Consider the following 23054-nt stretch of genomic DNA (forward strand, 5'->3'; position numbering starts at 1 on the left):
TAATTTCTTACCCGTTTTATTTAAAGCAGACCCGCTGGAAAAATGCCAACACATTTTCACAGCAAACTCATACCAATTCGATTGCTGCGCTCAACCGGCGCGGAGATCTGGCGGTATACCGAACATGATTAAATGGATAAATGATAAAATTTCATAATTAATATGGATGTAATATATTTTATAAAGGCATTAATGAAGAAGAAGTGGTGGATCATCCTCAGTACCCTTGCTGCGGTAGTACTTGCCTTTGTGTTTACCATGGGAAGGCAGCACCTGTACGTGTCCAACGCGCAGATGTCCACCGGCTTCACCATTAAAGACCAGATCACCCTGAGAGAAGAGAACACCAATATATATGAAGCAGACGTGAAGTTCGAAAACGTGGTGCAGACTATCAACTCTCCACTGGTAATCGGACTGCTGCAATATCAGTTGCTCATCCACGACCTCACCAGCAACAAACCCTTCGTACACCTCACGGAGAAAGATTTTAATACGCCGGAGTATAAAGCGTTCAACAAATCCGAAGCACTGCAGATCTGCCGCAATCATTTGGACTCCCTCCAGATGCTGAGCTCCTATCACCCGGATGAACGTCGTATCCTTGAGTACATGAAGCTGTGCAAATACGACTATGAGTCCATCCGCAAAATGCTGAATGTAGGCCGCCTTTCCCGGACCGACTATATCGATATTTCCTTCCGTTCGCCCAACCCTGAACAGTCGGCCTTCGTGGTAAACACGCTGTACAGCGAGTTTATCCGCTACTACCGCAGCCTGCGTTCCGAACGCACCGTGGAAAACGTATCTACCTTCGAAGAGCTGGTCAACAAAAAGAAACAGGAACTGGACGCCAAAGTGGAAGCCCTTCGTATGTATAAATCTTCTGCCGGCCTGCTCAATGTGGAAGCCGCCAGCACCAATGAACTGTCGCTCATCAGCCAGCTCGAAAAAGGACTGCTCGACGAACAGGCCACCAGCAACACGCTGACCGCCTCCCTGCAAAACGTCAATGCACAGATAGCCGCCGCCAGCCAGGGCAAAACCACCTACAGCAGCAACAATGATATTGTTTCCCTGCGCCGTCAGATCAATGACCTGAACGACGAATACCTGCGGACCGGCAGCAGCAACGACGCACTCGCCGAAAGGATCAAAGCATTGCGGAAACAGCTGCAGAACGCATCTTCCATCAGCTCCACCCCCACCGGTGCGGCTGTCAGCAAGGAAGAACTGCTGCAGAAAAAAGCCGGTCTGGAATCAGACCTGAAAGCATCCAATCAAAACATCGCCAACCTACAGGCCAAAATCAGAATGCTGAAAGGTTCAGTAGGCTCATACGCCAATAAGGAAGCCACCGTGAGCACCCTGCAACAGGAAGTGACACTGGCACAGGACGAATACAATAAACTGAAAGAAAAGCTCAACTCCGCTATCGACAACCGTACCGCACCGATGGACAACTTCCGTCAAACACTGAAAGGCCAGCCGGCCTTCAAACCGGAGTCCTCCAAACGGATCATCATCATGGGCATGTGCGGACTGGCCATCTTTATGCTGACCACCATCAGCATCCTGTTCCGTGAGTTCTTTGATTCTTCCATGAAGTCGCCCTCTATTTTTGAAAAAAACGTAGACCTCAAACTGATCAGCACCATCAACCATGCTGACCTGAAAAAATACAGCATTCTGGAAGTACTGCAACAGAAAGAAGAGAACTATGACGCCGTACGGAAGCGCCAGAACAGTTTCCGCGAATTCCTGCGCAAGCTGCGTTTCGAAATAGAAAACAGCGGCAAGTCCATCTTCCTGTTCACCAGCACCGAACCGCAACAGGGTAAAACAACGCTGGTACAGGCGGTGTCCTACAGCCTCAGCCTCAGCAATAAAAAGGTGCTGATCATCGACACAAACTTCTGCAACAACGACCTTACCCTGCAATTACAGGCCAGGCCGACGCTGGAAACGTTTTCTGTCGCCCCTGAGGAATTCAGCATTGAAAAAGTAAAGGAGATCGTTACCACTTACAGTGTAGAAAATATCGAAGTAATTGGTTGTAAAGGTGGCGACTATACGCCCGCTGAAATACTGCCTAAAAACCATCTGCTCAACTATCTTCCTCAACTGAAGCAATACTATGACTTCATTATCATGGAAGGCGCTCCGCTGAATGACTATACAGACAGTAAAGAGCTGGAACAGTACGCAGAAGGCGTAGTAGCGGTATTCTCATCCAAACTGTCCCTCAAACAGAATGACAGGGAGTCGGTCCAGTTTCTGGAAGGGCTCAATGGTAAACTGCTCGGCGCTGTGCTTAATAACATCAATGAGGATTACCTGGACCTATAGCATTCTGCCCCAAAAAAACACTAATGAAACTGACAGAAGCCATTCATTACATTTTTTCATTTCGCCCCCAAACATCGCGGCGTTACGCCTGGGTTGACTATGCGAAAGGCATTGCGATCATTTTCGTGCTGTACCGCCATGTGATTTATGGTTTGCTGTACACCGGCGCCAATATCAACCAGCTGATGATGGAGGCCAATGAAATGCTCTATGGCTTCCGGATGCCGCTGTTCTTCTTTTTGTCCGGGCTGTTCTTCGCCTCCAGCGTAAATAAGCGGGGACCGCAGAACTTCCTGATATCAAAAATCAATACGCTGCTGTACCCTTATCTGCTGTGGTGCATTATCCAGGTCACGCTGCAGATTTTATTTACGAATTATACCAATCACAAACTGACACCGGAAAATTACCTGGACATTCTTATTCATCCGAGGAGTATGCTCCAGCTGTGGTACCTGCTGGCACTGTTTAATGTATCGGTGCTTTACCTGTTTACCTCCTGCGTACTGAAGCTTCACCCGGTAGTCCAGGTGTTGCTGGGGCTGGCAATGCTGGGCCTTAAATCGTATGCCGGCGATATCAGCACTATCTCCGACGTCATGATTTACTATATATACTTTGTGTTGGGACACCTGGCCGCGCGTTACTTCTTTTCCGAGCAGGTACAACGGCAGCTCACTTCTCCGCTGAAAGCGCTGGCGCTGGTGCCTGTGTTCCTGCTGGTGCAATATTACTGTATGTCACATGCCAACATGAGCATCTACCTGTTTTCACTGCTGGCCATGCTGGGTGGATTGCTGGTGATCATGATCGCCTTCATTCTCGCAAAATATGAAAAGCTGAAAATGCTGCAGACCATCGGGCATTATTCATTATACATCTACCTGCTGCACCTGGGAATTATATTCCTGTTGCGGGTAGCAATCCTGAAAACGGGCATTCTCACCAACGTCCCGGTGATCACGACCGTTCTGGTGGCGGCGGGCCTCTTTGGCTCCATCATCCTGTACCGGTGCTGCCTGTTGCTGCGTATGAAATTTCTGTTCACCGGCCCGTTGAAAGAACGCGAAGTAGTGGCCGATGCAATGCGTACATCATGAAAAAAGAAAAAAGATTCATCAGCGAGGGATTACATCAGACACTGATCATTCTGTTTGCGGGCGTCATTATACTCCTGCTGCTGATCAAAACAATATTTCTCTAAAATCAGTCAGACCGAATGTTTGCGATTAAAAAAAATATTCTCCGCCTGTTGGTGGTGTTGCTCTGGATCGTGCTGATACCGGTGCTTACCTACGTGGCCTCGCTGGACCTGAAAATCGGGGTGGCCATGGTGGTAGGGATTATAGGCATGGCCATCTGTCTGATATGTGTGATCAACTACAGGCTGGGATATTATATTTTTATCACCATTACCCTGATACTTCCTTTGCTGGAAAGGATTTCGGGTTCCAGCCAAAGCGTTGGCGTGGTGATGGACGGGCTGCTGATAAGTACGTTGCTTGGCTGTATTCTCCGCCGGGGAGACAAGAGCGTTAAAAAGGTGCAGTTTATGAAAGACGCCCTGCTCATCTCCTTCTATCTCTATGCCATCCTGTTGATTATTCAGATCGCCAATCCTGCCGGTCACCGGGTATTTGCCTGGTTCATCTTCTTCAGGGTTTTTGTGCGGAACATGATTTTCCTGGGACTGGGCCTGCATGTATTTAACAGTATGAAGGACGTGCGTACCTTCTTTAAGTTCTGGATAGCCATATGTACCGCAGCTGCAGTGTATGCCTGCCTGCAGCAATGGTTTGGACTGATGCCTTATGAAAGAGCGTTTATCGCCAAATATCCCAAGATGTTCACCACCACCATGATCATCTCCGGCATCCGCATTTTCTCCTTTATGTCTGATGCAGCTTCTTTCGGTATCATCATGGCCTGCAACATCATTATCTGCCTGATACTGCTGACCGCCAAAATGGTCAACCTGGACCTGAAAAGAAAAATACTGCTGATCGTCTCTATCGTGTTACAGGGGCTGGCGCTGGGCTATTCCGGCACCCGTACGGGTTATGTGATGCTGCCGGTGGGACTGCTGCTCTTTTTACTGACTACCCTGCGCAACCGCAATACGATACTGATCGCCATTGCCTTCGGGTTTACAGGGCTGGTCATCCTCTTTGGCCCTTTTCACAGCAATGGCACCATCATCCGTATCCGTACTGCTTTCCTCGGGAAACAGGACGCTTCCATGGACGTAAGGGATGAAAACCGTCACCGTATACAGCCCTATATCTACGACCATCCGTTGGGCGGCGGCGTAATGACCACCGGCGGTAACGGACAGTTGTTCTATCCCGGTCATCCGTTAGCTAATCTGCAGACAGACAACGGCTACCTGCGCGCGGTGCTGGAAACCGGTTGGGCGGGCGTTTTACTCGTAGCCGCCAATTTCTTCCTGCTGATCGCCATTGCCATCCGGAACTACTTCCGGATAGACGGGGAAGTCAATAAACTGCTCATGTTGGGCATCGCCGCCTCCATGCTGGAGATGGCGCTGGCTCAATATGCCCAGGACGCCTCCACCCTGGTGGAATCCTCCATTATGCTGAATGCGCTCACTGCTATCGCTATAAAAGTAAAATATCTATACGCCTTAAATACTGAATCATGAAAAAAATGCTAACTACCGTTCTGGTAATGTGTATGAGTATCTTCGCCTTTGCACAGCTGCAGAAAAAAGATACTGCTGTGTTGTTAAAACTGCCGGCGGACCCCGTTACGGTAGCCCGGTTTAAAGAGAAGCTGGTGGAACTGGCACTGCAAAACCCCGACATCAGCCAGTATGCCATCAAAAAAGAGATCAACAAATACGAGAAGAACATGGCGGGAGCCGCCTGGCTGAACCATTTCACCGCTGCGGGCAACCTCAATGAGTTTACCATCAAAGGCAACAGCAACAACAACATTAACACCAACTACTACCCCCGCTACAACTTCGGTGTAATGCTGCCGCTGGGCAATCTCATCAAAATCCCCAACGACATCAAAAGAGTAAAAGCGGAAGGCCGGCTGCTCGACAAACAGCGCGAAGCCGAGGCAATGGCCCTGAAAGGCAAAGTGCTGGAGGCTTATGAAGAATATGCGGCCAACAAAAAACTGTATGAACTGCATATGCCATTGATGGAAGACGCGCTGCAGAACTTCAATCAGGCAGAAGAAAAATTCCGCGCCGGCGACCCTGCCGTACCGATTGAAATTTACAAGTCTTCCTACAGCGCCTACAATGGTGAAATGGTGAAACACATTCAGCTGGAAAAAGTGCTCCGTCAGTCCAAACTGATACTGGAAGCGCTGGTAGGCACCACACTGGAAAATGTGATGGCGCAGTTGTAATCGTTGTTTTGTATCTAAAAAAAATTGTTATGTATCGGAGAATAATGACTCTCATGGGCTGCTTGCTGACAGGGATCATGGCTGCGGGTCAGGATTATAGCCCGATGCGCAATACAGAAGTAAAGATCAGCCCCTGGCAGAAGAGACTGGCGCTGATCTATACGCCCGAAGAAAATGTGCCCGGTAAAAAGTACCCGCTGCTGATCTGTTTTCATGGGCGCAGCATTGCTGGCAAAGACCTCAGCAAAATTTTCCGCGAAGGCGTCACCCGCCAGCTGAAAGAAGGGAAAAAGATAGAAGCCGTCAACAAAAAAGACGGGCAGCTGTACAAGTTCATCGTACTGGCGCCGCTGGCGGAGAGCTGGTCATTTGCCCCGCAGGACGTAAGCGCCATGCTGGATGACGTTATCAAAAATTACCCGGTAGACACCACACGGATGTACCTCACCGGCTACAGCGCCGGCGGATGGTCGGTGGAATCCGCCAAAACGCATGAAAGGGAACTGTCAAACCGTATAGCCGGCTGCGTGACCATGTCCGCCGCCAGGATAGACCCTCCCTATCTGAAACGCTATAAACTGGCCGCCGAAGCAGACATCCATACCTGGTATTTCGCAGGCGACAAGGACGACTATTTCCTCAACAATGCCAAGGAAGCCATCGACAGCATTGGCAAATACAAGCCCCGGCTCAACAAGCTGACCGTTTACCCGGGCGCCCATTGCTGCTGGCATTCCTTTTATGACCCGCGCTACCGCGAAAACGGGATGAACATTTACGAATGGCTGCTGCAATACCAGAGCTATAATGCCATGAAGCGAAAAAAATAGGAACCTGATGAACAGACGGAAGGCTATTGCAAGATTACTGTTGTTTGGAGGCGCCGGGGCCGCTATCGCCGGCGGCGCCGGTTACCACTACTTCAATAAAAAGCCCGATCTCGGGGACCTCGACCAGTACCTGCCATTGATCGCAGAACTGGCGGAAGTGATCATCCCCGAGACCGATACGCCGGGCGCCAAAAGCGCCGGCGTACACGACTTTATCGCGACCATGATACGCGACTGTTCATCGCGGAAAGTGCAGAACCGGTTTCTGTACGGGCTCGATGATGTGGCCTCTTATACGCGGACAAAGTACGGAAAATCGTTTGTCCATTGCCGTAAGGAAGAAAAAGAGGCTGTCGTAGCGCATTTTGAGAAAAAAAGCAGGCCGTGGGAAGGACTGATGGGCAAGGTATCGTCACGGCTGTTCGGCGACCCGTTTTTTGTGACATTGAAAAAATACACCGTCATCGGCTACTGCACCTCCATGCAGGGCGCTACCAAAGCCATGGCGTACGAATACATTCCAGGCCGTTACAAAGGTTGCATCCCGCTGCAACCCGGGCAGCGGTGCTGGGCAACAGAATAGGCATCTATTAGCGAACTATGATGATCACTGTCTACCTCATATTCTTTACCGCATTTTTTATCCTGTTCTACAACTACATCGGATACGGGATGCTGTTGTACGGGCTGATTAAAATCAAACGCCTGTTCTGGCCGGAAAAGGGCCCCGCCGCTCCTTTCGAGCCACCGGTCAGCCTCGTCATAGCCGCCTACAATGAAGCCGGTTTTATTGAACGGAAGATCATTAACACCCTTCAACTGGACTATCCGTCCGAAAAGCTGGAGATCATTTTTGTGACCGACGGTTCCACCGATGAAACGCCGGCCATCATTGCACGCTACCCTTCCGTCACACTCCTGCACCAGCCGCAGCGGCGTGGCAAAACAGCCGCGATCAACCGGGCCATGAAACAGGTGCAGCATCCTGTGGTGATCTTCTGCGACGCCAACACACTGCTCAACCCCGGCGCTGTAAAGCATATCGTGAAGCACTATGCCGACGAACATACCGGCGGCGTGGCCGGCGAGAAAAAAGTAATAGACGCCGGCGCTGCCGGGGCTGCCGCCACAGAAGGCATCTACTGGAAATATGAGTCCTTCCTGAAAAAGATGGACGCAGAACTGTACAGCGTGGTAGGCGCCGCCGGGGAACTCTTCTCCATCCGCACCGCCCTGTACGCGCCAGTAGAAGAAGAAGTCATTCTCGATGACTTTATCATCTCCCTCCGGATCAATATGGCCGGCTACCGCATAGCCTATGCGCCTGACGCCTATGCGATGGAGACGCCCTCTTCTTCCATGGAAGAAGAACATAAACGAAAAGTCAGGATCAGCGCCGGCGGCTTCCAGTCCATCGTAATGCTCCGCCCGCTGCTCAATATATTCCGTTACCCACTGCTGTCGTTTCAATATATTTCGCACCGCGTATTGCGCTGGACACTCAGCCCCCTGAGCCTTCCGCTGCTGCTGATCAGCAATATCATATTGGTATGGGCCGGCGCCGGACTATTGTACCAGGTGGTACTGGCCGGACAGCTCTGCTTTTACCTCGCCGCGCTCACCGGTTATCAGCAAGCCAAAGCACATCGTAAATCAAAACTGTTTTATATCCCATTCTATTTTCTTTTCATGAACATCGCAGTATACCAGGGTTTCTTCCGGTATATCGCCAAAAAACAATCGGCCGCATGGGACAAGGCCCAAAGAAGTACACAAACGCTCTAAACAGGAACTGATATGGAAACAACATCTGTGGCGGACGAAACCGCTGTCAATAAACCCAAAAAGAAATTTATCGGCTACATCCACCATTTCAGAGGCATCGCCATCATCTATGTGGTGGCCGCGCACATTCTGGTACGGTGGCCGGACGATTCTGTTATCCACCGGATACTGGACCTCATCTGGCAGAACTCCACTATCCTCTTCCTGTTTATTGCGGGTTATCTGTTCCAGCACCTGTCGCACAAATTTGAGTACCGGGATTATCTGAAAAAAAAGTTCCAGAACGTTATCTCCCCTTATCTGATCCTGTCATTGCCAGTGATCGTCTACCGCCTGTATACGCTGGACGTGCCCGGCTTTACCACAGACCTGCACCCCGATTTCGCCACCTGGCCCCGCTGGGAACAGGCAGGCTATTATCTGTTGCACGGCGCGCACCTGCAGCAACTGTGGTTTATCCCAATGATTTCGCTCTATTATCTCATTGCTCCCCTGCTGATATACATGGACCGTCATCCAAAGTGGTACTATCTATTGGTCCCGCTGTTTATTATCTCCCTGGTGATAAAAAGAAGTGTGTTGAGCGATACCCTCGTGATGGCCGTACACTTCCTGTCTGTCTACGTCTTCGGGATGTTCCTCAGCCGTTATAAAGATGAGTTTCTCGAATTCGCTAAAAGAAACGTATTGCTCATCACCATACTGCCCCTTGCCTTTATTATCGCCAATTACTTCGTACCCGAATGGCTATACGACCGGTTTGACTTTACGCATAAGGTGCTCTTCTGCCCCTTCTATATTTATTGGTTATGGCGCTTTGAAAAATATGTGCCCAAATGGGTAGACACCCTGGCCGTATTGAGCTTTGGCCTCTATTTCGTGCATTATTTCTTTGTGCTGTTCCTGAGGGGAGTGAGCATGAAACTCATGCATGACGAAATTCCCGGCAACCTGCTCACCTGGACGCTCTCTTTCTTCTTTGTGATGATGTGCTCAGTCGCCGCCCTGAAAATCGCCAAAAAAGTCCTGGGCGATAAAAGCAAGTATTTTGTGGGATGCTGATTGCATTGTCATAATATATAATTTATTTTTTTGTCAACTGTAACGGCCTTGAATGCACTTTTTCATTCAAGGCCGTTTTCTTGTACTTCACCGATTGTTTTATGGTATTCACGAATTTATTCCCCGAAGAATGTGCATTATTTTCTATTTTGCGGGCCGATTGAAACATCTACTGGGATAACTACTATGTCAATGTGTGAATGCCCAGGCTTTAATGTGATTTACCATCTCCTCTGCTGAAACCGTAAAGGTTTATTTACTGTCGCAACATTTAAACCAAAAGTTGCCTTGTAATTACTCCGTTAATTTTTTTGACCAGTCCCCTGCGAAGCCAACTAACATTATACACGTCCGTTTCCGGATGCGTATAGCTAATCGATGTTCCTAATACTTAATGGGTATATATGAGAAAAATCTACTCTCTGATTACACTGTTCATGCTTATCAGCATGCAGTTCCTGATGGCGCAAACAGGCGTCCTCGACCCCAATGATCCGGTAGTGGACTATAATGCGTCCGCTCCGCCCACCCAGCCCGCCTGGAACCAGGTAGGCAAGTGGGTAAGAACAAAGCGGGTAAGCTTTACCTCCACGTCTTACAAAGCATACATCTACAACGGTATGCAGTTCCGTCTGAAATGGCCGAAAAATTATGACCCTGCCAAAACGTATCCCATTATCATTTTCTTCCACGGCATCGGAGAAAAGGGAACGATCTATGACAACGAATATCAGTTGTACCACGGCGGAGAACTGTTCATGAACGCTGTAGACAACGGCAGTACAGACGCTTTCCTTTTCTATCCCCAGAACCTTTCAGGGTACTTCGGTCCCAGCTACTATGATTATATAGTGGACCTGTTAAACAAATATTTCATCCCACAGCTTCATGTTGACCCATACCGTATTTTTGTTCATGGTCTTTCCGGCGGCGGTAACGCCACCTGGGACTTTATCCAACGCTATCCCAAACTGGTAGCCGGTTCCACGCCTATCAGCGCGGCCACCAGCGATCTGGCCAACACCATCAACACCTGGAAATACACGCCCATCTGGTGGTTCCAGGGAGGCGCCGATGTCAATCCTCCTCCACAGATCGCACAATCTGTCTACAATCAGGCCATCGCCGCAGGCGCCAACGTCAAACTGAAAATCTTTGATGGACAGGGCCATGGCGTTTGGTACAATGCCTGGCAGTACCCTGGTTATTTCGACTTCGTCAACGCCATCTATAAGTCCAACCCCTGGCCGCTTTTTGGCAGGACTGAATTTTGTGTGAACGATCCCATCAACGTGACGCTGGGACTGACCGCGGGCTTCAACAATTATGAATGGCGCAAGGACGGCAACCTTATTACCGGCGCCACCTCCAATACGCTGACCGTTACCGGGATCGGTACCTATGACGCCAGGGTGTACAACGGCACTACCTGGTCTGACTGGTCCCATACGCCGGTAGTGATCAAAATCAAGACAGCTACTATCAGTCCCGCTATACAGATAGCAGGCCTTATGAGCAACGTGATCCCAACACCGGAAGGCAAGGACAGCGTAGTACTACAGGTGCCCGCCGGATACGCCAGCTATCTCTGGAAAAAATCGACCGACAATACCACCCTTGGCACCAACAATACCTTCGCCGCCAGACAAGCCGGTGATTATGTAGTGAAAGTAACAGAGCAATACGGCTGTTCCAGTGATTTCTCTGATCCTTTCCGCGTAGTGGCCGCCAATGGCACCAACGTACCGGATGCTATCTCCGCGCTCCAGGCTACCGCCGCCTCCAGGACACAGATCACGCTCAACTGGAGCGACAAGCCTAACCCTGCCTACAATGAAACGGCCTTTGAAGTATACCGCACCATCACTCCCGGTACTGGCTATACGCTGATCGCCAAAGTAGATGCAGATGTGTTAACCTATACCGACAACAATTTAAACCCGAACACAAAGTATTACTATATCATACGGCCCGTTAACAACAACGGCGCCGCACCGGTGAGCGCCGAGGTGAATGCCACCACCATGGTGGACAGCCAGCCTCCTACCGCTCCCACCAACCTGACCATCACCGGCTCTACCTCCTCTTCTGTGTCACTGTCCTGGTCTCCATCTACAGATGATGTGGGCGTAGACAAATACGATATCTATGTGAACGGCGCCAAGTCATACACGGTCAACAGCGATCAGACGACCTTCCTCGTAAGCGGCCTGTCTGCCAGGACCATGTACGCCTTTACAGTAAAAGCCCGCGACCTTACCGGCAACGTGTCCAATGCCAGCAACCAGGTGACCGCAAGTACTGTTCAGAAAGGGTTGAACTACAAATACTATAACGGTACTTTCAGCACCCTGCCTAACTTCAGCACCCTGACACCTGTTAAAACAGGCATCTCCGCCACACCGGACCTCTCCGTACGAACACAGGATGTCAACTACGCCATTCAGTGGCAGGGCTATATCACTATCCCTGTGACCGGCAGCTATAAATTCGAGACCACTTCCGATGATGGCAGCAAGCTGCTTATCGGCAACACCACCGTTGTCAACAACGATGGTCTACATGGCTCCACTACTGTGACCGGCACCATCAGCCTGAACAAAGGCTCCTACCCCATCACCATCAGCTTCTTCCAGCAAGGTGGCAGCGCTGCCATGCAGGTATTCTGGAGCAGCACCGCAGCGGGTATCAGCAGAACGGAAATTCCGGCTTCTGCCTATGCCGATACGATGACTATCGCCAATCCGCCTGCGCCTGCCACCAACGTAAAGGCCACGGCCGTATCTTTCAACAAGATCAATGTTACCTGGACCGACAACAGCAGCGATGAAACCGGATTTGAAATATACCGCTCCGAAAGCCAGGTAGGTCCTTTCCAGATCATAGCCACTACCAAAGCTAACGTCACCGCCTATACGGATAGTCTGCTGGCGCCGCAAACTACTTACTACTATCAGGTGCAGCCCATCAGCCGTAATGGTAACGGCGGTTCCAGCCTGTCTGACATCAGCGGTCTGAGGTACGATTACTACGAAGCGCCCAGCTATTCCACTTTACCGGCGTTCACCGAAACACCGGTAAAATCAGGCATCACCTCGGCAGTAACCCTGGACATGCGCAACCGCGACGCCAACTATGCCATCAAATATTCCGGCTATATCAATATACCGACCGCCGGCCAGTATACCTTCTATACCGCGTCAGACGACGGCAGCCGCCTGTATATCGATGGCTTTGGCACTACTTACCAGCTTGTCAACAACAACTACGTACAAGGCACCACAGAACGCGCTTCCAGCAAAAAAACACTGACAGCAGGCAAACACCTGTTCTACGTTACCTATTTCCAGGGAACCGGCGGACAGGAACTGCACGCCAGCTGGGCAGGCCCCGGCATCGCCAAACAGGAAATACCTGCCAGCGCTTTTGAAAACACCAACATCAAAGCCACTACCCTGGCACTGCCGGCCAAACCGGCAGCACCGTCCGGCCTGAATGCCACCGCGGTATCTCCTAATACTATTAACCTGAAGTGGAACGATAACTCCGCCAACGAAACCGGCTTTGATATCTACCGCTCCGCCAATACCAACAACAACTATGTACTGCTGACCACCATCGGTCGCAGCGACAGTGCATACGCTGTGTACAGCGACACCGCGCTCACAGCCAACACCACCTTCTTCTATAAGGTAAAAGCGAAAAATGAAGGCGGCATCAGTGATTTCTCCAATGAAGCCACTGCCGTCACCCTCAACACTGTACCCGTATTCCCGGCGCTCGCTGATAAGAAGATGCGTTTTGACGCGCAGCTCAATGTGCCCATCAATGCTACCGATGCGGACGGCGATGTACTGACCATCACCACCGCCAACCTGCCGGCATTCGGCGCGCTCGCGGTAGCTGGCAACGGTACCGGCAACATTACCTTCACACCCTCCATCGCTGATCTGGGCACCTATCCGATACAGGTGACCGTAGCCGATGGACACGGTGGCACCGTTACCCGGTCATTCACCCTGATCGTGGAAAACAACTACCCGCCAGTGCTCAGCAACATCTCCAATGTAGCGCTGGCAGAAAAAGGCACCAATACCATCAATATTACAGCTACCGACGCCAACACATCGGACGTGCTTACCTGGAACGTGACCAACCTGCCTGCTTTCGCCACCCTCACTACCAACGGCGGTAACGCCACCATCGCACTGGCGCCAGCCTATGGTGACAATGGCAGCTATCCTGTCACCGTTACCATCTCCGACGGCAACGGCGGCTCCGATACCAAAACATTCACCATCAACGTGACTGCGGTCAATCCCAACTACAAGCTCTCCATTAACTTCACAGAAGGATCTTATGTAGCGGCTTCTCCGTGGAACAACACCAATAAAAAACCAGCGCTCAACGATGTATTCGCCAACCTCATCGACCAGTCTGCCCGCAACACCGGCATCAGCATGACCGTGATGACCCCCTGGCAGAACATCAATGGCGGCACCAACACCAACAACCAGGGATATAATTCCGGCAGTAATTCCGGCGTATTTCCCGACAACGCCATGACCAGCAGCTGGTGGACCACCACCGATAAACAAACGCTGAAATTCAGCGGCCTGGACACCAACTATAACTACACCTTTACTTTCTATGGCAGCCGCATAGGCGTCAGCGACCCGCGTATCGCCGCCTATACGATCAATGGCAACACCGTTACCCTGAACGCCTCCGGCAATACCGGCAACACGGTTACGCTGAATAACATGAAAGCCGCCGCTGACAGTACGCTCAACCTTGATATCGCAGCTACCGGCGGTACCGGTTACGCCTATATCAACGCCATGACAATAGATGCCGTTTATAACGACGGTAAACCACCTGCCAAACCAGGCAACCTGACCGCCCGCAGCACCGCCAATGGCGTACGGCTCAACTGGGCAGACAGGGCGTTTAATGAAACCGCTTACGAAATATACCGCGCCACCGCACAAACAGGGCCCTTCCAGCAATTGACACCGAATGCCGCGGCTAACGATACCGCCTATACGGACCCGAATGTGACGGGCGGCACTACCTACTATTATGTAGTCCGCGCCATCAACAGCCTCGGAGGCAGCCCGTCCGATACCGTAAGCATTGCATTGCCCAATATGCCGCCGGTAATCGACAACATCGCTGATATCAGCATGAAAACAGATGCTGTGCAGCAGGTGAATATTCACGCTACCGACGACCCAAGCGATGTCATCACCATTTCCGCCACAGGCCTCCCGGTATTTGCCACCCTGCAAAATACAGGCAACGGCACCGCCGTACTGAACCTGAACCCCGGAGCCGCCAACATCGGCATCTATAACATTACCATCAACGCGCAGGACAACAAAGGCGCACAAAGCAGCCGCACCTTCAAGGTACAGGTAACAGATAAAAACACCACCTCCATCTTCGTTAACTATAACCGCTTAGAACCAGCACCGGCGCCGTGGAATAACTTCAACAGCGCTCCGTTTGCCAATGCCGCGGTTACAAACATCAAAGATGAAACCGGCGCCACTACCACCATCAGCGTAACACTGCTGGACGCGCTCACCGGCGACAACAACGTCGGCGCAGTGACCGGCAATAACACCGGCGTGTTCCCGGACGTAGTAATGCATACCTTCTACTACGACCAGAGCGGTACCGCCAAACGCCTGCGTATCAGCGGCCTCGCTGCTACACTGAAATACAACCTCGTGTTCTTCGGCAGCCGTGATGCAGTAAGCGATAACAGAAATACCATCTATGCTGCGGGCGGCCAGTCTGTGACCCTCAACGCTGCCAGCAATACCCAGAACACCGTTCAGATCAACGGCCTCTCCCCTGATGCGAGCGGTAACATCGACTTCACCATTCAGCAGCCTTCTGGCTCCTTTGCCGCTTACCTCGGCGCCATGGTGATCCAGTCGTATGTTGACAACGGTATTCCGCTGGCACCTGCCAATCTGGCCACAGGCGCACAAACCACCAACAGCATCCAGCTGACCTGGGCCGATAAGTCCAGCAATGAAACAGGTTTTGAAATCTGGCGTTCTACAGACCGCAACGGCACTTTCAGTAAAATCGCCACCACTGCGGCCAACGTCACCTCTTACACCAATACCGGGCTGGCATCCAATACTCTCTACTTCTATAAAGTAAGGGCCATCACCGCCACCCAGCAGTCCGACTACAGCAACATCGCTGCCGGCGGTACGCTCGCCTATGGTGTGTATATCAACTTTAATACGGTCAATCCGGCACCGGCGCCATGGAATAATACCAATGCGCTGCCGTTCCTGAACCAGACCATGAACAATCCGAAAGACGACGCCGGTAATCCTACCAGCTTCAGCTGGACCATCGTCGACAACTTTACCGGTACCAATCCTGCCGGTAAACAAACCGGCAACAACTCCGGCGTGTACCCTGACCTGGTAATGGCCGAATCCTACTACGTAGAACCAGGCGATACCGCTAAAATGCTCTTCACCGGCCTCGATCAGTCGAAGGAATACTCCTTCACCTTCTTCGCCAGCAGGGCCAGCGGCGGCACCAGGATCGGCGGTTACTCCATCAACGGAAGGACCGTGACGCTGGACGCTAACGACAACACCACCAACACGGTAACGCTCGATCACCTGTCGCCCGACCAGAACGGCCAGATGCTGCTCACCATCTATGTGGTGAACGCCTACGGCTACCTGAACGCCCTCGTGATCAAAGCCTACCCGAAAGAAGTAACGCAGACGCTGGCCAAACTCGGTGGCACCAATACCATGGCTACTGCCCCTAAAGGCAGCATCAGCACCGGTAGCAATACCACCGGTAGCAACACCACCGACGTTACCCTTTCTCAGGTATATCCAAGCCCCTTCACCAGCTTCGTGAACGTAGGTCTCACGCAAAATGGCAAAGGTAGCACCCGGATGGCCCTGAAACTGCTGGACCTCAACGGCCGCATCGTCAATATGAAAGACCTCGGCCTGGTAGCCCCCGGCTCCTACCAGTTCAGAATGGACATCACCGGCCGTGAACTGACACCGGGCATCTACATCCTCCAGGTAGTGGCAGACAATCAGACGGTGAAAACAGTAAAACTGGTGAAACAGTAAAACATCACTCCATATTAACTTTGAAAAAAATCCGGTTTAAAAGCCGGATTTTTTTCAATATCACTGATAGGAAAAAATCATACTTTATAGGACTTTTACATAACCAATTCATTTTTTTGTTAACACATAGCAGATAACCGTGGCAAACCTGAACATCAAAGCAACAAACGGCCATACATACGACGCGATCGTCATAGGCTCCGGCATCAGCGGAGGCTGGGCGGCGAAGGAACTATGCGAGAAAGGATTAAAAACACTACTGCTCGAAAGAGGCAGAAACGTGGAGCATGTAAAGGATTACACAACGGCCACGCTGCACCCATGGGAGTTTAAACACCGCCTTAACAACCCCGAACAGGACAAACTGGAAGATCCCATACAAAGCGGCGCCTACGACGAAAGCAGCAAACACTTTTTTGTACGTGACAAGGAGCATCCCTATATACAGGAAAAGCCTTTCAGCTGGATAAGAGGGTACCAGGTCGGCGGACGCTCCCTCACCTGGGGACGGCAATGCTACCGGCTCAGCGACCTCGACTTTGAAGCCAACGCAAAAGACGGCCACGGCGTGGACTGGCCTATCCGTTATCAGGATATTGCCCCCTGGTACGATTATGTGGAACAGTTTGCCGGCATCAGCGGCCAGGCAGAAGGACTTCCCCATCTGCCCGATGGACAGTTTCTTCCGCCAATGGAGCTCAACTGCCTCGAGCAGCATGTACGTGAACAGCTAAAACAAAAATACAACGACCGGCTGCTGACCATTGCCCGTGTGGCCAACCTGTCGCAAAGCCATAATAATCGCGGGCCCTGTCAGTACCGCAACCTGTGTCACCGCGGCTGTCCTTTCGGCGGCTATTTCAGCAGCAACGGCGCTACGTTGCCCGCCGCTATGGCCACCGGCAATCTTACACTGCGTCCATTCAGTATCGTTACGGAGATCATCTACGATAAAAATACCCGCAAAGCCAGCGGCGTACGCATCATCGATGCCGAAACCAAAGAGAGCATGGAATACCATGCCCGCATCATTTTCCTCAACGCCTCCACCATCGCGTCTGCAGCCATCCTGCTGAAATCTGTTTCCGACGCCTTCCCTAACGGCCTGGGCAACAACAACGATATGGTGGGCCGCCATCTCATGGACCATCACTTTAAAGTCGGCGCCATGGGAGAATACAAAGGGTTCAAAGATCAGTATTATGCAGGCCGCAGACCGGCCGGCATCTATATTCCCCGCTTCCGTAATGTGAACGAAGCCACCCACAGAACAGACTATCTACGCGGTTTTGGATACCAGGGCTATGCGGAAAGGGAAGCGTGGATGGATAACTTTAAGATGCCGGGTTATGGGGACCAGTTTAAAAAAGACCTGACCAACCCCGGCAAGTGGGTGATGTGGCTTGGCGCCTGGGGAGAAATGCTGCCCTATGCCGATAACCGCGTAACCCTCTCCCCTTCTGACACGGACAAATGGGGCCAGCCGCTGGTACGTATCAGCTTTGATATCAAAGACAATGAAAAAGCCATGCGGAAAGATATGCGCAGCAGCGCGGAGGAAATGCTGGAGATGAGCGGGCTTACCAATATTTCAGGATTTGATTACAACTACACAGGCGGTGAATGCGTGCACGAAATGGGCACCGTGAGAATGGGACATGATCCGAAAACATCCGTCCTGAATAAATGGAACCAGCTTCACGAAGTGTCGAATGTGTTTGTCACCGATGGCAGCTGTATGGCCTCTTCTGCCACACAGAACCCGTCGCTGACCTACATGGCACTGACAGCACGGGCCTGCGATCATGCCGTACAACTGCTGAAAAAAAATGAATTATAATTTGTCGTTGCCCGATAAAAGAAAAGACCAAAGCAGACAAGTGCTTTGGTCTTTTTTTATGTAAATAATAATCTCGTTATTTTTTGCGGAAACCGGTCACTCCCAGTGCAGAACCGGCTTTGGGCGCAAAATAATTACCAACGTCCACACCTGCGGCGTCCAGCGTGGGGAAACGGCTATTAGCCTTGTCTCCCGTGCCTTCAATAGCGCCACCGCCATTTTCCGTATATACGTAGGAGTTATAGGTGATGGAGCCGCCGCTCATACGGGGTTGGATAAACGCGTTATCAGTAACCGTCAATGCGGCTGTCATGCCCTTTTCACCGTTGATGCGCAGGGAAACGCCTCCTGTAAGCGCCACGGTGTTGTTGCTGATGGTCACCGCCGCCCGGTCGGTGCCTCTGAAGCTGATGCCGTCATTACCGCCCTGGCTATTGTTCACAAAAAGATTGTTGCTGATAACGTGTTTGGAACCGTTTTCACCGGAACCATAGAACTGCAGCAGCTCTCCCCAGCCATCATGCACGTAGTTGTCATGCACATAGGTATTGGTGGCACGGCCTCCGATGAGGATGCCGCCGTTGTGTGAACTGTTATGTTTCATGCCCCAGTTGGTCACGGTATTGTTGAACACTTCCAGCTGATCGATGGCCGCGGTCTGTATGCCATCGGCGCCGCCGTCCTGTACGGCGTTGTTATAGATTTTTACATTATGCCATTTAATGGGCTGTACGTACTGGCTGCCGGGCGTAAAACCGGAGGCGTCGCCATAGTACGAGGTATTGGCCGTCAGGTCCCAGTAGGTGGCCGTATGCCCGATGTACATGGCCTCGTTGTTGGTACCGCTGATGGCCACATCATGGATCAACAGGTTTTCCATCTGTGAATTGGGATAATAGGTGGTGGCGTCGCCTTTCACCGGGTCTGTCTTGGCCCATATGCCCGTACCGCCGTTACGGATCGTCAGGTTCCTGATTTCAATATTGTCGGTATGTTTGCTTAATACAAGGTTAAAATACGCATCTCTCGCGGGGTGGACAGAACCATCGATGATGAAGTCTGCGCGGGAGGATTCACTGCCTACCCTGATGTAATGGCAATTGATCAGGCTCAGTGCTTCCGCCCAGGAACCACCATTCCAGTCGGGGTTGCCTATTTTTACCGAAGTACCGTCGAAATTACGGATGGTGATCGGGTTGCCTGGAGAACCATTCAGATTGGTAATGTTCACCGAATAAAACCTTCCTTTCAGATTGAGGGCGTCGCCACCTTTATAGGGGCTTTTGGCGCCGTCTATTACGAGGCGGCCATTAGCGTCCGGCAGCAGGGTATATTCCTTTCCCTTCACCGGCGGATTAGGCGTAGACGGCTGTTCCGGCGTGTCCTCATGAGGCTTCTCCGGTGTAACAACTGTTTTATTGCAACTTCCGAAATAAATAATCACAATGAATGCAAGCTTCAACATAAGCAGTTTGGAAGTAAGGTGGTGCTTCTTCATGGTTCTTCAAGAAATAATGGTATAAATTAATCCCGCCAAGGCGGTTGGTTTGCTGGATACGGTCGGGCAGGCAATGGAGAAAGAGGGCCACTATAGCTGCATGCAGGCGATACAAAGCCTGATGTTTTTGTTTTTCAGCCGTGAAGATCAAAAATTTTTTGATAGAAAAATACCTGACGGGCTGCAGCAGTAATGTGGCTGAACGGTTAGACAATTTTTTTGGGACATATGCACCCGCGAAATGGTAGGTTAAAAAATGCACACCCACTCCGCAGACCCTTTCCTGCGCTGAAACACAGGACCACAAACCATATTAAATTATTTCATATATATATATAGTATAAATATATAAAAAAATTTGAAGATTTTAAAGATTTTTTTTGCACCTGGTGAAAAGGGATAATGTTTCTGAAAATAGTCGCCTGGTCCTTTTAACCGGCAATGTAAAAAGCAGGAGGCGATTGATAACATGTTATCAATCGCCTCCTTATTATTTTGTACCGTAGGTAGTAGTGTGCTTTACAGACCGAAAGCAGATTTTACTTTGTCCACGTAGTCGAGTTTCTCCCAGGTGAACAGTTCTACTTGTACTGACTTTTCATTTTTCTTGCCTTTGTTGAACACTTTGGTGATCACCTGCGGATCGCGGCCCATGTGACCATAAGCAGCAGTTTCGCTATAGATCGGGTTACGCAGTTTCAGGCGTTGCTCGATAGCATAAGGACGCAGGTCGAAAATTTCTTCCACTTTCTTAGCGATCTCACCGTCACTCAGTTTCACCTTAGCGGTGCCGTAAGTGTTTACATACACGCCGCAGGGTTTAGCCACGCCGATAGCGTAAGATACCTGTACCAGCACTTCATCGCACACACCGGCAGCCACCAGGTTTTTGGCGATATGACGGGTAGCGTATGCAGCGGAACGGTCTACTTTGGAAGGATCTTTACCGGAGAAAGCGCCACCACCGTGCGCACCCTTACCACCATAGGTGTCTACGATGATTTTACGGCCGGTCAGACCGGTATCACCGTGCGGGCCACCGATCACAAATTTGCCGGTAGGGTTGATGTGATGTTGAATATCGTAGCCGTCGAACAGTTTTTGCAGCTCTGGTTTCAGTTTTGCTTTCACGCGGGGGATCAGGATATTGATCATGTCCGCCTTGATCTTCGCCAGCATTTCGGTATCGTCAGCGAAATCGTCGTGCTGGGTAGAGATAACGATCGTATCGATACGAACAGGTTTGTTGTCATCGGAGTATTCGATGGTCACCTGTGATTTAGCGTCGGGGCGCAGGTAAGTGATGTCTTTATTCTCGCGGCGCAGGGCAGCCAGTTCCAGCAGGAGCTTATGGGCCAGGTCCAGTGCCAGTGGCATGTAGTTCTCTGTTTCACGGGTAGCGTAGCCAAACATCATACCCTGGTCGCCGGCACCCTGTTCTTCCGGGGAAGAACGGTCCACGCCCTGGTTGATATCAGGAGACTGCTCATGGATAGCGGAGAAGATACCACAGGAGTTAGCTTCAAACATATATTCACTCTTGGTATATCCGATTTTACGGATTACTTCACGGGCGATGTCTTGTACATCCAGGTAAGCTTCTGACTTTACCTCTCCCGCCAGTACTACCTGTCCGGTAGTTACCAATGTTTCACAAGCTACTTTGGAAGACGCATCATATGCCAGAAAATGATCGATCAGTGCATCAGAAATCTGATCTGCGACTTTGTCAGGATGTCCTTCTGAAACTGATTCAGACGTAAATAAATAAGGCATAAAAGTATGGATTAGCGATTTTAAGGTTTGGTATAAATGATTCGCAATTTAATGTTATACTGAGACAGATTGCTGCCACCAGCTTTTAAACGGACAATATCCGCAAAGCTTGTGCGAAGCGCCTGCAGTCGGAAACCAGAATTGGTTTCTTGTTTTTTAATTAACATTTGCAGGAAGGTACCAACATTGAAAGAGTACTGGGATACCTGTACACCGCCGAAATTGGTGATCACTACTTTTTTGCCACCGAAATAATCATCGCCGCGAACGGTCTGGTCAATGACTTTTTTGAGGGTGTCGCCTACGCCGCTGTATTGCGATAACATAAGCCTGTCAGGGTCCGGGAAGACATTGTTCATATCGCCGGAGCCAACAGTGATCTGGGTAATCACCAGTTCTGCCTTGTTGATTACAGCGTTGGGGAAATTTTCCAGCCCGGGGATCAGCAGGTTGGTATACAGTCCCGGCGTACCTTGCAGGAACAGGACACTGTCCCCTGCCGCATTACCGGTATTGATAAATCTGCTGGCTTCCGAACCGTTATAGTTGCGTGCAATAAAATTAGCATGGCCGCTGTTGGCGCCAAAACCAAAGGTGGCGCGCAGCGAATCATCTGTTGAGTTCTTATAAAAAACGGTCAGCTTGGTGTTGGCGCCGCTCATGTCGAAGTATAACATGTTGCGGTTGGCACCGGAAGTGGTGTCAGGCACCAGGGCAAAACCTTTCAGATAAGCACGGAAAGTGGAGTCGTTGGTAAAAGCGCCATCGGATTTCTGTTGCAGCAGATCATTACCAAAAGCGTTGGACAGCTTGATACGCAGCTGGGCTGTTTCTTTGGTGCCGTATACACTGACAGAATCACGTATAGCCAACGGCGTTACTGTGGCGGTACCCAGCAATTCACCGGGGTTGTATTGTAACGGTTTGTTGTAAGCATAGTTGGAATCCCTTCTGAATCCCTGCTCAGACATTCTGTAAACGCGGAAAGTCTGTGCAGTGGTGGAATCTCCCTTGTAGCCAAGATACGCCAATGACAATACCACGGAATCGAGGGTTTGTCCGGTACCTGTAAAAGTGAAGGCGCTGGAAGGCAGGCCTACCTGCATGAACACAAAAGCATGGGTCTTGCCAAAAACAGGGTCAGTGGTAATGGAGCCGAGTGCTTTCTCGTAGAAGTTATATCCGTTAAAGAACAGGGAGTCGTACTTGTAGATATTGTTAGCAACGATGCCGTTGATGGTCGTATCCTGCCCGTTCACAAAGTCGCCCGGAGGAATAAGCCCCTTTCCGAGGATAGTAGACTCGTTGCATCCGGAAACACCGTACAACAGCGCAAAAGAAGCGGCTACAAAGCTAAGGTTCCTGAAATTAATCTTCACGCGTTAAGATTGTAAGTT

13 protein-coding genes are annotated in these 23054 nt (G+C 50.7%); 10 read left to right on the forward strand and 3 right to left on the reverse strand.

What is annotated here, in order from left to right; genetic code table 11:
- Positions 1-192 precede the first annotated feature (192 nt).
- The 10 genes from ACTJJS_RS31120 to ACTJJS_RS31165 all read left to right on the forward strand — a co-directional run bounded on the left by ACTJJS_RS31120 (position 193) and on the right by ACTJJS_RS31165 (position 18383).
- A complete protein-coding gene (locus ACTJJS_RS31120) occupies positions 193-2349 on the forward strand; it encodes an exopolysaccharide transport family protein (protein WP_440667720.1) in 2157 nt (718 codons plus the stop codon).
- 23 nt (positions 2350-2372) lie between these two features.
- Positions 2373-3449 carry an acyltransferase family protein gene (locus ACTJJS_RS31125; RefSeq protein ID WP_440667721.1) on the forward strand — a complete coding sequence of 359 codons (1077 nt, stop codon included), beginning with the start codon at positions 2373-2375 and terminating at the stop codon, positions 3447-3449.
- Positions 3450-3568: 119 nt separating this feature from the next.
- Complete coding sequence (locus ACTJJS_RS31130) at positions 3569-5011, forward strand: O-antigen ligase family protein (protein ID WP_440667723.1); 1443 nt, start codon at positions 3569-3571, stop codon at positions 5009-5011.
- The gene (locus ACTJJS_RS31135; RefSeq protein ID WP_440667725.1) at positions 5008-5733 is read left to right on the forward strand and encodes a TolC family protein; all 726 of its coding nucleotides are present in this window, start codon (positions 5008-5010) and stop codon (positions 5731-5733) included. Before ACTJJS_RS31130 ends, ACTJJS_RS31135 begins: the two co-directional genes overlap by 4 nt.
- A 29-nt stretch (positions 5734-5762) precedes the next feature.
- Entirely contained in the window at positions 5763-6563 is an 801-nt protein-coding gene (locus ACTJJS_RS31140; protein WP_168875042.1) for a hypothetical protein, read from the forward strand.
- Positions 6564-6570: 7 nt separating this feature from the next.
- Positions 6571-7146, forward strand: a complete 576-nt coding sequence (locus ACTJJS_RS31145; protein ID WP_440667727.1) for a gluconate 2-dehydrogenase subunit 3 family protein — start codon at positions 6571-6573, stop codon at positions 7144-7146.
- A gap of 17 nt (positions 7147-7163) precedes the next feature.
- Positions 7164-8348, forward strand: coding sequence for a glycosyltransferase family 2 protein (locus ACTJJS_RS31150; protein WP_440667729.1), 1185 nt, complete (start codon positions 7164-7166; stop codon positions 8346-8348).
- Between the two features lie 12 nt (positions 8349-8360).
- Positions 8361-9410: an acyltransferase family protein gene (locus tag ACTJJS_RS31155; RefSeq protein WP_440667731.1), complete on the forward strand. Its 1050-nt coding sequence runs from the start codon at positions 8361-8363 to the stop codon at positions 9408-9410.
- Between the two features lie 404 nt (positions 9411-9814).
- Positions 9815-16543: a fibronectin type III domain-containing protein gene (locus ACTJJS_RS31160; protein ID WP_440667733.1), complete on the forward strand. Its 6729-nt coding sequence runs from the start codon at positions 9815-9817 to the stop codon at positions 16541-16543.
- A gap of 139 nt (positions 16544-16682) precedes the next feature.
- On the forward strand, positions 16683-18383 hold the full coding sequence (locus tag ACTJJS_RS31165) for a GMC oxidoreductase (protein ID WP_440667735.1): 1701 nt from the start codon (positions 16683-16685) through the stop codon (positions 18381-18383).
- 76 nt (positions 18384-18459) lie between these two features.
- On the opposite strand, the gene ACTJJS_RS31170 is transcribed toward ACTJJS_RS31165, so the two are convergent.
- The 3 genes from ACTJJS_RS31170 to ACTJJS_RS31180 form a co-directional block, all read right to left on the reverse strand.
- Positions 18460-19881 carry a right-handed parallel beta-helix repeat-containing protein gene (locus ACTJJS_RS31170; RefSeq protein ID WP_247655111.1) on the reverse strand — a complete coding sequence of 474 codons (1422 nt, stop codon included), beginning with the start codon at positions 19879-19881 and terminating at the stop codon, positions 18460-18462.
- A 519-nt stretch (positions 19882-20400) separates the two neighbouring features.
- Positions 20401-21657, reverse strand: a complete 1257-nt coding sequence (gene metK / locus ACTJJS_RS31175; protein WP_440667736.1) for a methionine adenosyltransferase — start codon at positions 21655-21657, stop codon at positions 20401-20403.
- A 20-nt stretch (positions 21658-21677) separates the two neighbouring features.
- Complete coding sequence (locus ACTJJS_RS31180; RefSeq protein ID WP_343746518.1) at positions 21678-23036, reverse strand: DUF4270 family protein; 1359 nt, start codon at positions 23034-23036, stop codon at positions 21678-21680.
- Positions 23037-23054 lie beyond the last annotated feature (18 nt).

It is taken from the genome of Chitinophaga sp. 22308 (genome assembly GCF_052045305.1).
GTDB classification, from domain to species: Bacteria; Bacteroidota; Bacteroidia; order Chitinophagales; family Chitinophagaceae; genus Chitinophaga; species Chitinophaga varians_A.